Here is a 13,773-nt window from a genome sequence, read left to right as displayed (position 1 = left end):
TCGAAAGTGAAAACGTGCGGCCAGCGGCCACAAGATCACGACACGGGACACGGCTCGGGGCCCGGGAGCGGTGAGACCGCCCCCGGACCCCGTAAGACCACTACTTCACGTCGGCGACGGCCTTACGGCGCGGTCTTGACGGTGATCTTCTTGGCGATGATGTCGGCCTTCGCCTTGTCGACGGCGGCGATCAGGTCGGCCATCTTCTTGTACTCGGGGTTGGAGTCGGCCAGGCCGACGCCGTCCTTGTCCAGGCCGTAGCGGACCTCACCGGTCTGCGGCTTGCCGTCCTCGACCGACTTGATCAGGTTGTAGACGGCACCGGACACGTCCTTGGTGACCGAGGTCAGGATGTGGTCCTTGTACTTCGCCAGACCGGCCTGGTTGTACTGGTCGGAGTCGACGCCGATGGCCCACTTGCCGGCGGTGGCGGTGGCCTCGATCGCACCCGAGCCGGCGAGGCCGGCGGCGGAGTAGATCACGTCGGCGCCGTTGTCGAGCTGGCCCTTGGCGGCGGCCTTGCCGAGGTCCGGCTTGGCGAAACCGGAGAAGTCCGGCGGCTGGGTCAGGTAGGTCGACAGCACCTTGGCGTTGGGGTTGGTGTCCTTGACGCCCTGGGTGAAGCCCGCCTCGAACTTCTTGATCAGCGGAACCTCGACACCGCCGATGAAGCCGACCGTGCCGGACTTCGAGGCCTTGGCGGCGGCGACGCCGGCCAGGTAGGAGCCCTGCTCCTCGTTGAAGACCAGGTTCGCGATGTTCTTGTCGGTCACCGAGGTGTCGTCGATGATGCCGAACGTGGTGTTCGGGAACTTCGGCGCGACCTTCTTGATGGCCGGGGCGTAGGAGAACCCGACGCCGATGACCGGGTTGTTGCCCTTGCGTGCCAGCTCCGTCAGGCGCTGGACCTTGTCGGCCTCGCTCTCGCCCTCGGTGGGCTCCGCCTCGGCGCCCTTGATCTTCAGGTCCTTCTCGGCCTTCTCCAGACCCGCGAACGCGGCGTCGTTGAAGGACTGGTCACCGCGACCGCCGATGTCGTAGGCGATGGCGGCCGACTTCTGACCCGACTCGGACGGGGCGGCCCCCGTGTCGGAGGACTTCTTTCCGCCACAGGCGGTGGCCGAGAGGGCCAGCGCCGCGGACGCGAGGCCCACGGTGGCGATCCTGGTGATCCGGCGCAAGGGGAGGCTCCTTCAAAACCTGACCGAAGCGCCACTGACCGGCGCTGGTTTCGCGGCGATCGTAACGCGCGTAGATGTCAGTTAAAGGCCCGTTCATGAGTCGTTATCGGATCGTCGCGAACCGGACAGTGACCGATCAGTAACGCGGTAGGTGTCCAGCCCTTGATACACAAGGGCTGGACAGGTGCGGCGCACGCCGCTCAGATGTTGCAAAATTTTTAGCCGGTCGTCCGCGCACGGCGTCCGTCGAGCAGGGCGGCGGCGGTGAAGAACTCCACTCCGACGCCGATCGCCGCCTCGTCCACGTCGAAGTCACCGCGGTGCAGGTCCCTCTTCACGCTGGCGCCCGGCGGGTGCACGCCGAGGCGGGCCATCGCCCCCGGGACGTGCTCCAGGTACCAGGAGAAGTCCTCGCCGCCCAGGCTCTGCTCGGTGTCCTCGACCGAGTCGGGGCCGCGCCGGGCCACCATCGCCTCCCGCAGCAGCTCGGTGACCACCGGGTCGTTCACCACGGGCGGGACCCCGCGCACGTAGGTGATCTCCGACTTGGCGCGGTGCACCCCGGCGATCTCGTCGATCGCCGCGTGGATCTGGTCGGGCGCCTCGTGCCAGGCGTTGATGTCCAGGCAGCGGATGGTCCCGGAGAGCTCGGCGTGCATCGGGATCACGTTGCACGCGTGCCCGGCCTCGATCCGGCCCCAGGTGACCGACATGCCCGAGCGGGCGTCCATCCGGCGCGCGAGCACCGCCGGCAGGTCGACCGCGACCCGGGCGGCCGCCGTGACCAGGTCGGTGGTCAGGTGCGGGCGGGCCGTGTGGCCGCCGGGGCCCTCCAGGGCGACCTCCAGGCGATCGCACGCCGAGGTGATCGGGCCCGTCCGGAGCCCGATCTTCCCCGCATCGACCCGCGGGTCGCAGTGCACCGCGATGATCTTCCCGACGCCGTCCAGGACGCCGGAGGCGATGGCGTCGGTCGCCCCGCCCGGCAGCACCTCCTCGGCGGGCTGGAACAGCAGCCGCACCGGGCGGGGCAGCCGGCCCTGGCGGTCGAGCTCGGCGAGGACCAGGCCGGTGCCGAGGACGACCGCCGTGTGGACGTCGTGCCCGCAGGCGTGGGCGCGGTCGGGGAAGGTCGAGCGGTACGCGACGTGGGTCTTGGCATCGGGGATGGGAAGGGCGTCGATGTCCGCACGCAGGGCCAGCATCGGCCGGCCGCCGTCCCAGGTGCCCACGTCACACACCAGCCCGGTTCCGGACTTCAGCACGCGCGGCTCCAGGCCGGCTTTCTCCAGCCGGGCCTTGAGGGCCGCCGTGGTGCGGAACTCCTGGTGTCCTAGCTCGGGGTGCATGTGCAAGTCCCGGCGGAACGCGATCAGTTCGGCACGCAGATGATCCGGAAGCTTGCCGGGCAGCTCGGGCTGGGAGGGCACGCCGGGCAGGACGGTCTGGGACTCGCGGGACATCAACTGGTTCACCCGTTGAAGGGTAGGCGCACGAATGGACCAACTGGATGGAGATCAGCAAAAGTTCATGCCGTTAGGGGAAAAAAACCAGACCTCTGGACGCATGACCGGATGGCGCCGGGGGTAAACTCGCGCGCTCATCCGGCCGCCGGAGCCGCCTGAACAGGGATTCTCTGCACATCACGGGCGGATTCGGCGACCGCGGCGAGGAAGCCCCCGGCGCGCGGCGAGGCGGAGCCGGTGAGCCATGCCGGGTCCACCTCGCATACGGCGACCGTCACGCCCGTCCCGGTCAGCGCGTACGGCAGCGTGTGGACGACCGTGGACGGGAAGCTGACGACCGTTCGGCCGATCGGACCACGCCGGGCCGTCAGCTCCAGCGGCAGGTCCGGCCGTACGATCTCCAGCCCCGTCGCCTCGCTCAGCGCGCGCAGCTTCCGGGGGGACTCCCGGCGGTGCGCGAAGTAGCGGGTGGCGCCGTGATGCAGCGTCAGGGCGCGCACCGCCTCGAGGTAGCGGTCCGCGTCGACCACGCCCGTCTCCACGAGCGAGGTGCCGACGAGGTCGGTGCCGCGGGTCAGCCGGGGCGGGCCGAAGCGGGCGCGGGTCCAGGCGAAGTCGTTGACCCGCAGCGTCATGGTGCCGTGCACGCCGACGGGCATGGAGGTGAACACCTCGATGCGGCGGCCCGTGCCGGCGGCCGGGGTGAACCGGCGGCGGGCCGTCGCCGAGACCGGCGCGTACGCGAGCTCGCACAGCCGCGCCGTCAGGCCGCCGCGGCCGACGCGGTGCCAGCGCACCAGGCGCTCGCCGCGGGCGGTCTGGGCCGCGAACTCCAGGGTGGCGGTGCCGTCGTCGACGACGACGAGCTCCTCGGCGCGTACGAGGGTGAGCAGCAGCTGCACGTACCGGGAGAACGGGTCGCCGACGACGATGCGCCGGGCGGCGCGGACGTCGCGGGCCAGCGCGGCGAGCGCCCGCAGCGGGGCGAGCCGGCTGCCGCGGGCCTCCTGCCAGCGGACCTCGTACCCCTCGTCCCGGGCGAGCCCCGCCATGCGGCGCAGCTGGCCTCGGGACATGGGGTCGGTCGGGGGCAGGACGACGATCCGCAGCCGGTCGGGCGCGGGGGCGGCCGCCGAGGCGTGTGGGGCCGCCGGCGCGGTCGGGGGCGGCGGGCCGGCGGGGGCCTGCGGGCCGACGGCGGCCTGGGGGTGGGGCGGGGCCTGCGGGTGGGGCGGGTCCGCCGGGGCGTGGGCCCGGCCGGGCCGCGCGGCGGACCGGCCGGGCTGGCGCGGCACGCCCGCCAGCAGCGGGGCCCCGCCGGACGGGGCCGCGCCCTGGGCGTGGGCCCATTCCAGCACGTTCAGGAGCTGGACCGGGCTCTCGACGAAAGCGAGGGTCGGGGCTGAGGGGTTCACCGTGTACTCCTCCTGTACTCCTGGTCGGGGGCGGGCCGCACCGGGGGGCGGGTCAGACCGCGACCGGCTCGCCCTGGATGCGGCGGAGCTTCTTCATCGGGGCGAGCTCGGAGGCGTACACGCGCTTGACGCCGTCGCCGAGGGCGGTCTCGATGGTGCGGATGTCGCGGACGAGGCGGGCGAGGCCGCCGGGCTCGACGGAGGCGGCCTGGTCGGAGCCCCACATGGCGCGGTCGAGGGTGATGTGCCGCTCGACGAACGCGGCGCCGAGGGCCACGGCCGCCAGGGTGGTCTGCAGACCCGTCTCGTGGCCCGAGTAGCCGATCGGGACGTTCGGGTACTCCTCGCGGAGGGTGTTGATCACCCGCAGGTTGAGCTCCTCGGGGCGGGCCGGGTACGTGGACGTGGCGTGGCAGAGGAGGATGTTGTCGCTGCCGAGGACCTCCACCGCGTGCCGGATCTGCCGCGGGGTGGACATGCCGGTGGACAGGACGACCGTGCGGCCGGTCGCGCGCAGGGCGCGCAGCAGCTCGTCGTCGGTGAGGCAGGCCGAGGCCACCTTGTGGGCCGGGACGTCGAACTCCTCGAGGAAGGCGACGGCCTCGGTGTCCCAGGGCGAGGCGAACCAGTCGATGCCGCGCTTGGCGCAGTGCTCGTCGATGGCCCGGTACTCGGCCTCGCCGAACTCCACGCGGTGGCGGTAGTCGATGTACGCCATCCGGCCCCAGGGGGTGTCGCGCTCGACGTCCCACTGGTCGCGCGGGGTGCAGATCTCGGGGGTGCGCTTCTGGAACTTCACGGCGTCGCAGCCGGCCTCGGCGGCCGCGTCGACGAGGGCGAGGGCGGTGCCGAGGTCGCCGTTGTGGTTGATGCCGATCTCGCCGACGACGTAGACGGGGCGGCCGGGGCCGGCGGTGCGGGAGCCGAGGGTGCGCAGGCGGGGGTGGTCGAGGGTGGCGGCGGTCATGGCGTGGGACGTCCTTCGGTCGGGGTGGCGGGGAGCGGGGCGGCGGGGAGCGGGGTGTCCGGGAACGGGCTGTCGGGGAGGGCGGGCGGGGTGTCGAGGAGGGGGGCGAGGAGGCGGGCGCGGGCCAGGTCGTGCGGGTCGTCGACCTCCAGGACCCGGGCGGGGTCGGTGGGGACGGGGAGGGTGCGGCCGAAGAAGCGGTGCCGGGCCCTGCGGAAGCCGGCGGCGTCCATGGCGTAGGCGGCGCCGGTCTCCAGCAGGTCCTGGGGGCGGTCCTGGCGGCGGGGGCGCACGGCCTTGTCGTGGTTGACGCCGGTCGCCCCCTCGGCGGGGGCGGCGGCCGTGCGCCAGAGGAAGCCGTGGAAGGGGGCCACGGTCAGGGCGGTGTCGGCCGCGCCGCCGGCCACGGCGGCGGCGACCGCCTCCACGTCGGCGGGGGTCAGGAAGGGGCTGGTGCACTGGACGAGCAGGAGAACGTCCACGGTGAGGGAGTGCAGCTCCTCGAAGGCGTCGAGGGCGTGCAGCAGGGCGGCCTCGCTGGAGGCGGTGTCGCCGCAGAGGGCGGCGGGGCGGCGCACGGTGCCGGCGCCCGCGGCGCGGGCGGCGGCGGCAATGGCCTCGGAGTCGGTGGAGACGAGCACGTCCGTGACGGTGGCCGCCCCCCGGCAGGCGGCGACGGCCCGCGCCACGAGGGGGACCCCGCCCACCTCGGCCAGGTTCTTCCCCGGCACCCCCTTGGACCCGCCCCGGGCCGGGATCACGGCCAGCACGCGCCCCGGCCGGCGTACGTCCGGCGTACGGGCCTCCTCCGCCGCGGCGGCGGGCGGACCGGCGGCCCCGGGCGGGCCGCTCCGCGGGGTCGGGGGGCGGGGTGTGCCGGGGCGGGGCGGCGCGGGGCGCGCCCGGGCGGTCACAGGTCCCCCAGGCGGCGGATCGCGGGGGCGACGCGCTGGACCCCGTGGCGGTAGGCGCCGCGGGCGGCCTCCCGCAGCCGGCCGCGGAACCAGCGGCCGACGCGGGACCCGCCCTCCCCGCCGCGCGGGGCGCCGGGCAGCGGTGTTCCGTCCGGCGCGAGGTGCTGGCGGGCGAGGATGCCGGGGAGGTATCCGGGGGCGGTGGCGGGCGTGTAGTACGGCTCCACCGGCGGCAGCCACGGCCGGGCCGCGAGCTCCGCGACCCGGGCGCGCGCGGCCGCGTACGGATCGCCCGCCGTCCCTGCGTCCGGCGCATCCGCCGCCCGGAGCTCCAGGGCCGTCACCTCCGCCCGCGGGCCGGTTCCGGCATCCACGGCCCCGGCCTCCCCCGAAGCGCTGGCGCCCCCGGCGCCGGAGGCGAACGCCACCTCGGCGCAGTCGCCGGCCTCCGCGACGGCCGCCCCGCGCCCGTGGTCACCCTCCAGGGCCCCGGACTGCCCGGCGGCGGTTGCGCCCGCGGCGTCGGCTCCGCCTGCGGACGCCACCCCTGCGCAGCCCCTGGCGTCGGTGCCGGCGCGGGGCTGCGGGGGCATGGCGCGGACGGTCTGTGCGGCCGCGGTGGGCGGCGGGGTCGGGGGGCGGACGCCGTGGGCGGTCAGCCAGGAGGTGGCGGCCTCGGGGAGGAGGCCCGCGTCCAGCTGGTCCCAGGAGGCCAGGCAGCCCGAGCCGAGGAAGTGGTGGTTCCCGAGGGCCTCGCGGATGCCGAGGTCGGTCAGGACCGCCGTCGGGATGCCCCGGTGCAGGGCCTCCAGGGCGGCCGTGGAGGAGACCGTGACCAGCAGGTCCGTGCCGTCCAGGACCTTGCCCATGTTGCCGTACACCAGGCGGCAGTTCACGGGCAGCCCGCCCGGGATCCGCTCGGCGAGCCGCTGGTACGGCTGCTCCTCCAGGTGCGTGGTGTGCTCCCCGGGCCGGCTGCGCAGCTTGACGAGCACCTCGCGGTCGGGGTGCAGCCGCGCATGCCCGGCCGCCCGCCGCAGCAGGTAGGCGCGGTCCGCGCGGCTGTCGGGGACCGACGGCTGGACGGCGAAGACGACCCGCCGGGCCCGGCTGCCGGACGGCCGGTACGGGGCCCCTTCCAGGAACGGCAGCGCCGTCTCGACGACGCAGCCCGCGGCCGCGCCGACCCCCTCGTACACCGCGCGGAAGCGCTCGGCGTCGTGGCGGGAGTTGGCGAGGACGAGGTCGGCGCCGTGCCGCAGCAGCAGCCCGTCGGCGAGCTTCTCGTAGACGACGCCCACGTACCCGGTGACGACCACCGGCCGGGCGGCCGCGGCCGGCCACAGGGCGCGGATCCCGTGCAGCACGGCCTGGACGGCTCCGCCGACGAGCGCGAGGACGATGACGTCGGGCCGTTCCCCGACGATCCGGTCGAGGAACTCCGGGCAGGTCACCTCCGACAGCCGCGAGGCGTCGACCCCGACCCCGGCCTCGCCGAGCTGGCGCGCGGTCGGCGTGGCCCGGCCGCGCAGCAGGTATCCGGTGAGGCGGTGGTCCGGCACGAGGCGGCGGGCGGTCAGGGCACCCCATTTCCACCGGGTGTCGGAATCCGCGAGTACGGCGACCTTCGGGCCGCGCCGGTTGTCTGCGTGATTGCTGACTGGCACCCGGCAGAAGGTATTCGGTGATTCCCGGGATCGGCCCAACGAGCCGACAACAGCGGGTTAACAGGCCGTCTACGACGTGCGAATCCGCACCGGTTAATGCGCCCGCCCCGAGTCGTTCACACGGAATACGCACCCGCGCCATGGTGAATGCCGGACGACGGCATAATGTCTCGCGGGTGCCCAAGCTCTCTGTCGTCGTGCCGTTCTACAACGTGCAGACATACGCGCCGGATGCCCTGAGAAGCCTCGAACTCAACGCGCGGGACGATTTCGAGTTCCTGCTGGTCGACGACTGCTCGACCGACGGGACGCCCGAGCTGCTGCGGCGGGCGGCGCGCGAGCTGCCGGGGGCGGTGCACATCGGACGCGGGCGGAACGGCGGCCTGGCCACCGCCCGCAACACCGGGCTGGACGCGGCGAACGGGGAGTACCTGGCCTTCCTCGACGGCGACGACTGGCTCGCCCCCGGCCACCTGGCCCGCACGCTGGCCGTCATCGAGGCTCTGAGCTGCGACTTCGTCCGCACCGACCATGTCAGCGTCAGCGGCCGCACCCGCTCGGTGCAGCGGGTGCCGTACGGTCCGCAGCTGGTGGCCGCCGATCCGCGGGCCGGCATCCTGCCCGCTTCGCGCTCGACCTGCGTGGACTATCCGTACGCCTGGGCCGGCATGTACCACCGGCGGCTGCTGGACGGCGGGCTGCTGCACTTCACCGACGGGCTGCGCACGGCCGAGGACCGGCCGTGGATCTGGCGGCTGCACCGGCGGGCGGAGTCCTTCGCCGCGGTCGGCCTTCCGGGGGTCTTCTACCGGCGCGGCATTTCCACCTCGTTGACGCAGATCAAGGACGAGCGGCAGCTCGATTTCATCCGGGCATTCGACCAGGTCCTGGCGGATACGGCAGCCGATGCGGAATCCGGGCGACTGCTGCCGAAAGCGGTCCGAACATATTGTGCCATTATCGCGCACCATATCGGGTCGATCGAAAAATTCGAACGGCCGGTGGCCGAAAAACTCCGCGCGCTGAGCGCGGCCGCCCTCGGCCGCATGCCGGGCGACCTGCTGGACCAGGCCCTGGACGCGATGGACGCCGAGCGCGCCGCCCTCCTGCGCCGCCTGCGCCGCGCCCACCGCCGGACCCGGCCCGCCCCATCCGCGTCCCCGGCTGCCGCCGCGCGCGGAGGAGCCCTCTGATGGCCCTGCCCTGCACCCAGGTCTTCGTCGCCTCCACCCTCTACGGGACGGCCACCCTCGCCGCCGGCCTCGACGCGGGCTGCTTCGCGCCCGCCGGCCGCCGGATCCTGCTGACCAGCAACCACGCCCTCGCCGCCGAGGCCTCCCCCGGCCTCGCCGCGCTGCCCGGCTTCGCCGCCCTGCGCACCCGCTTCGACGAGGTCGTCGACTGGAACGCGGTCGTCGCCCCGCTGCACCCCAGCTCCTGGACCCCGCGCCCCGAGGACGTGCCGCTGTGGGAGCGGCAGCTGCGTGCGCTGTGGGGGCTCGGCGAGGACCGGGTCGAGCTGGTCGTGGAGTCCCTCCAGGTGCCGCCCGCCCGCGCCCTGTGCCTGCTCTTCCCCGGCGCCGCCGTCGACGTGTACGCCGACGGGCTGATGAGCTACGGCCCCACCCGCTTCCGCCTCGACGCGCAGCTCGGCACGCGCGTGCGCCGGGTCCTGCACCCCGACCTGGTGCCGGGGCTGGAGCCGCTGCTGCTCACCGAGTTCGGGGTCCGCCCCGAGCACGTCCCCGTCCCGGCCCTGCTGAAGGTGCTGGCCGAGCTCCCCGCGCAGGCGCCCGAGCTGGACCGGGTCGGCCACGGGCCGGCGCTGCTGCTGGGCCAGTACCTCTCCGCCCTGGACCTGCTCTCCGCGGCCGAGGAGGAGGAGCTGCACGTGCAGATGGTCCGCGGCGCGCGCGCCCTCGGCCACCGCGAGCTGGTCTTCAAGCCGCACCCCAGCGCCCCGGCCGAGTACTCCCGGCGCGCCGCCGCCGAGGCCGGGCGGCTCGGCGCCCGCCTCACCGTCGTGACGAGCCCGGTCCTGGCCGAGGCCCTGTACGCGCGGCTGCGCCCGGCCCTCGTCGTCGGCTGCTTCTCCACCGGCCTGCTGACGGCCGCCACGCTGTACGGGCTGCCCGTCGCGCGCACCGGAACGGCGGCGCTGCTGGCCCGGCTGACCCCGTACCAGAACAGCAACCGGATCCCGCTGACCGTGGCGGACGCCCTGCTGCCCGACCTCTCGGACGCGCGGGCCGTCGCGCAGTGGACCGCGCCCGGGCCGGAGGAGGTCCGCGAGCGCCTGGGCGGGCTGCTCACCGCGGTCGGGTACGCCATGCAGCCGCAGGTCCTCGCCGGGCGCCGGGCCGACGCCGAGCGGTACCTGGCCCTCCACCCCGGGCAGCGCAGCGGGAGCTACTTCACCCGCCGCCGCCTGGCCGCCCTCGGGCTGCCCGGCGGCATCCCGGCCCGGCTGGCCTTCCTGCCGCACAGCCCGGCCGTGCGCCGCGCGGTCCGCCGGCTGAGGCGGCTGCGCCCCGCCCGGCCGCGCTGAGCCCGCACGCCGGTCAGCCCGTGGCGAGCTTGGCGGCGAAGCCGAGGAAGAGCACCCCGGCCGCCGAGGTCGCCCCGGCCGACAGCCGCCTGCGGCGGCGGAAGGCCGCGGCCAGGCGGGTGCCGCCGAAGATCAGCAGCGTCAGGTAGAGGAAGCTGCCGAGCTGGAGCAGCGCACCCAGCAGCAGGAACGACAGCGCCGGGTAGGCGTAGCCGGAGTCGACGAACTGCACGAAGAAGGAGACGAGGAAGAGGATGGCCTTCGGGTTGAACAGGCTGATCAGCAGGGCCCGCCGGTAGGGCCGCTCGACCTCGCCCGCCTCGCCCGACCCCGCGGCTCCCGCGGTCCCGGCGGCCGCCGGCGGCTCCTCGGCGGCCGCGGTCCGCGCCCGCCACAGCGCCCAGGCGCCGCGCATCATGCCGACGGCGAGCCAGGTCAGGTAGCCGGCGCCGAGCAGCTTGACGATCCCGAAGAGCACCGGGCTCGTCCGCAGCAGCGCCCCGGCCCCGGCGGCGGACAGCGTCATCAGCACGGCGTCGCCGGTGAACACCCCGGCCGCGGCCTTGTATCCGGTCCGCACGCCGCGGCGCGCCGCGACGGAGAGCACGTACAGCGAATTCGGCCCCGGCAGCAAAATGATCAGGACGAGGCCGACGAGGTAGGTCGGCAGATCGGTGACACCCAGCATGCCCAGGAGTGTCCCATAGGGTTGCTCCTGTCGCGTGGGGGATTTCACCATGTGGAACCGGTGGGCTCGTACGCGCCCCAGACCTCGCGCAGGGCGTTGCAGACCTCGCCCACCGTGGCACGGGCGCGCAGGGCCTCCTTCATGGGGTAGAGCACGTTCGCCGTGCCGGCCGCCGCCTCGCGCAGGGACGCCAGGGCCGACGCGACCGCCGGGCCGTCGCGGTCGGCGCGCAGGGCGGCCAGGGCCGCGCGCTGGCGGCTCTCGATCGCCGGATCGACGCGCAGCGGCTCGTACGGCTCCTCCTCGGCCAGGGTGAAGCGGTTGACCCCGACCACCACCCGCTCGCCGCTGTCGGTCTCGGTGGCGATGCGGTAGGCGTTGCGCTCGATCTCCGCCTTCTGGAAGCCGGCCTCGATCGCCGCGACCGCGCCGCCCAGGTCCTCCACCCGCTGCATCAGGTCGAGCGCCGCCCGCTCCACCTCGTCGGTCATCCGCTCCACCGCGTAGGAGCCGGCGAAGGGGTCGACCGTGTGCGGGACGTCGGTCTCGTGCGCGAGCACCTGCTGGGTGCGCAGCGCCAGCCGGGCCGCCTTCTCGGTCGGCAGCGCGATCGCCTCGTCGAAGGAGTTGGTGTGCAGGGACTGCGTGCCGCCGAGCACCGCGCCGAGGGCCTGCACGGCCACCCGGACGAGGTTCAGCTCCGGCTGCTGCGCCGTCAGCTGCACCCCGGCGGTCTGCGTGTGGAAGCGCAGCATCATCGATTTCGGGTCCTTCGCCCCGAATTCCTCGCGCATGACGCCGGCCCAGATCCGGCGGGCCGCACGGAACTTCGCCACCTCCTCCAGCAGGGTGGTGCGGGCCACGAAGAAGAAGGAGAGGCGTGGCGCGAACTCGTCCACCGCCATCCCGGCGGCGAGCGCGGTGCGTACGTACGCGATCCCGTCGGCCAGGGTGAAGGCGATCTCCTGCGCGGGCGAGGCCCCCGCCTCGGCCATGTGGTAGCCGGAGATGGAGATGGTGTTCCAGCGGGGCATCTCGACGCGGCAGTAGCGGAAGATGTCGGCCGTCAGCCGCAGCGAGGGCCCGGGCGGGAAGATGTACGTGCCGCGGGCGATGTACTCCTTCAGCACGTCGTTCTGGACGGTCCCGGTCAGCTGCCAGCCCTCGACCCCCTGCTCCTCGGCGACGAGCTGGTACATCAGCAGGAGCAGGGCGGCCGGGGCGTTGATGGTCATCGACGTGGAGACCCGGTCGAGCGGGATGCCCTCGAACAGGGCCCGCATGTCGTCGAGGGAGTCGACGGCGACGCCGACCTTGCCGACCTCGCCGTGGGCGAGCGGCGCGTCGGAGTCGTGGCCCATCTGCGTCGGCAGGTCGAAGGCGACGGACAGGCCGGTGCCGCCGCCCGCGATGAGCTGGCGGTAGCGGGCGTTGGACTCCGCGGCCGTGCCGAACCCGGCGTACTGGCGCATCGTCCACGGCTTGCCGGTGTACATCGTCGGGTAGATCCCTCGTGTGTACGGATACGCCCCCGGTTCGCCCAGTTTGACCTCCGGGTCCCACCCCGTCAGATCGCCCGGCCCGTAGACGGGTTCGATGGGACTGCCGCTCTCGGTACTCGCCATGTGACCAAGCCCTCCATAGAGAGAACGGGCCCGGGGCTGATACAACCTCTCCCGGCTGCGCCGGTGCGCCCCCGGCGCGAAGGCGGGCCGTCGCCTGCGCGACGGCCGCTGGTCACAATGGCGCAACATCCCGGGACCGTGTGCAACTCTCCACGCCCGCCAGGCATCACCTAGATACACGACGTAGAAAACGGGGGGCTGCAATGCACCGCCAGAGAGTCATAGTCCGCGCGCTCGGGGTGGCTGCCGCCGTCGCGCTCGCCGCGACCGCGTGCGGTCCGCAGAAGACGGAGCCTGCGGGCTCCTCCTCCGTGGTCCCGTCCGCGTCCGCGGCGGGCTCCTCCCCCGAGACCTCACCCTCGGCCGACGACAAGCAGGCCTCCCCGTCGGCGTCGGCGTCGCCGTCCCCGTCGGCCTCCGCCTCGCCCTCGCCGTCCCCGGCCGTCAAGGCGCTCATGTCGAACGGCGACGAGAGCGAGCAGGTGCGCGAGCTCCAGGCCCGGCTGAAGCAGCTCAAGTACATGACGGTGAAGCCGACCGGTTTCTACGGCTCCAAGACGACCGCCGCGGTCAGGGCCTTCCAGGCGAAGAACGGCCTGACCGCCTCCGGCTCGGTCGACGAGGCCACCTGGAAGAAGCTCCAGGCCCTGAGCAAGAAGCCCTCCGCCGACGAGCTGCGCCCGCCGGAGGTCAACGAGGCCGACGCGCCGGACCCGCGCTGCATGACGGGCCGCGTGATGTGCATCAGCAAGGAGAGCCGCACCCTCGCCTGGATGATCGACGGCAAGGTCGTCTCCACCATGGACGTCCGCTTCGGCTCGGAGAACACCCCGACCCGCGAGGGCGAGTTCAGCGTGGGCTGGAAGGCCAAGGAGTGGACGTCGACGATCTACCACACGCCGATGCCGTACGCGATGTTCTTCAGCGGCGGCCAGGCGGTGCACTATTCGGCCGATTTCGCGGCCCGCGGCTACAACGGCGCCTCGCACGGCTGCGTGAACGTCCGGGACAAGGTCAAGCTCGCCGCGCTGTTCGACCAGGTGAAGGTCGGCGACAAGGTCGTCGTCTACTGGTGAGGCGCTGATCGGGTGAGCCGCCCGTACGACAGAAGCGGTGGGGGCCGGTCCGGAAGGACCGGCCCCCACCGCTTCTTCGTGCCGTACGAGCGGAGGGGAGGGAAAAGGAGAGGGGGGCGCGGGCAGGGCCGGGGGAACGAACCCCGCCCGCGCCGGGTGCGCAGAGCCCAGGGGTACGGGGGGAACCCCGGCTCATGCGCGGCCGATGACCAGTCGGCTCGTTCTG

At 73.8% G+C, this 13,773-nt stretch carries 10 protein-coding genes and 1 pseudogene; 3 read left to right on the top strand and 8 right to left on the bottom strand.

What is annotated here, in order from left to right:
- Positions 1-122 precede the first annotated feature (122 nt).
- From AB0953_RS07950 to AB0953_RS07925, 6 genes and pseudogenes are all read right to left on the bottom strand, one after another.
- Positions 123-1,181 carry a BMP family ABC transporter substrate-binding protein gene (locus AB0953_RS07950; protein WP_366858518.1) on the bottom strand — a complete coding sequence of 353 codons (1,059 nt, stop codon included), beginning with the start codon at positions 1,179-1,181 and terminating at the stop codon, positions 123-125.
- 218 nt (positions 1,182-1,399) lie between these two features.
- Positions 1,400-2,644: an amidohydrolase gene (locus AB0953_RS07945; RefSeq protein ID WP_366858617.1), complete on the bottom strand. Its 1,245-nt coding sequence runs from the start codon at positions 2,642-2,644 to the stop codon at positions 1,400-1,402.
- Between the two features lie 137 nt (positions 2,645-2,781).
- Positions 2,782-4,062 carry a hypothetical protein gene (locus tag AB0953_RS07940; protein WP_366858517.1) on the bottom strand — a complete coding sequence of 427 codons (1,281 nt, stop codon included), beginning with the start codon at positions 4,060-4,062 and terminating at the stop codon, positions 2,782-2,784.
- A 52-nt stretch (positions 4,063-4,114) separates the two neighbouring features.
- Positions 4,115-5,029, bottom strand: a complete 915-nt coding sequence (locus AB0953_RS07935) for an N-acetylneuraminate synthase family protein (RefSeq protein WP_366858516.1) — start codon at positions 5,027-5,029, stop codon at positions 4,115-4,117.
- A gap of 74 nt (positions 5,030-5,103) precedes the next feature.
- Positions 5,104-5,799 (bottom strand): annotated as a pseudogene (locus AB0953_RS07930) (acylneuraminate cytidylyltransferase family protein); the annotation flags it as partial.
- Positions 5,800-5,939: 140 nt separating this feature from the next.
- A complete protein-coding gene (locus AB0953_RS07925) occupies positions 5,940-7,610 on the bottom strand; it encodes a DUF6716 putative glycosyltransferase (protein ID WP_366858515.1) in 1,671 nt (556 codons plus the stop codon).
- A gap of 176 nt (positions 7,611-7,786) precedes the next feature.
- On the opposite strand from AB0953_RS07925, the gene AB0953_RS07920 reads away from it, so the two are divergent.
- Complete coding sequence (locus AB0953_RS07920) at positions 7,787-8,803, top strand: glycosyltransferase family 2 protein (RefSeq protein WP_366858514.1); 1,017 nt, start codon at positions 7,787-7,789, stop codon at positions 8,801-8,803.
- Positions 8,803-10,158, top strand: coding sequence for a polysialyltransferase family glycosyltransferase (locus AB0953_RS07915; protein ID WP_366858513.1), 1,356 nt, complete (start codon positions 8,803-8,805; stop codon positions 10,156-10,158). The genes AB0953_RS07920 and AB0953_RS07915 overlap by 1 nt, the downstream gene beginning before the upstream one ends.
- A gap of 13 nt (positions 10,159-10,171) precedes the next feature.
- Here AB0953_RS07915 and leuE read toward each other — a convergent pair whose 3' ends face one another.
- Together leuE and AB0953_RS07905 are read right to left on the bottom strand one after the other, a co-directional pair.
- Entirely contained in the window at positions 10,172-10,846 is a 675-nt protein-coding gene (gene leuE, locus AB0953_RS07910) for a leucine efflux protein LeuE (protein ID WP_366858512.1), read from the bottom strand.
- 44 nt (positions 10,847-10,890) lie between these two features.
- Entirely contained in the window at positions 10,891-12,471 is a 1,581-nt protein-coding gene (locus AB0953_RS07905) for a methylmalonyl-CoA mutase family protein (RefSeq protein WP_366858510.1), read from the bottom strand.
- Positions 12,472-12,674: 203 nt separating this feature from the next.
- Between AB0953_RS07905 and AB0953_RS07900 the strand changes: the two genes are divergently transcribed.
- Complete coding sequence (locus AB0953_RS07900; protein WP_366858509.1) at positions 12,675-13,547, top strand: L,D-transpeptidase family protein; 873 nt, start codon at positions 12,675-12,677, stop codon at positions 13,545-13,547.
- Positions 13,548-13,773 lie beyond the last annotated feature (226 nt).

This window comes from Streptomyces sp. NPDC046866 (assembly GCF_040704625.1).
Taxonomy (GTDB): Bacteria; Actinomycetota; Actinomycetes; order Streptomycetales; family Streptomycetaceae; genus Streptomyces.
Note: the sequence above shows the minus strand (reverse complement) of the source record. Positions and strands in the feature narration are given on the sequence as shown.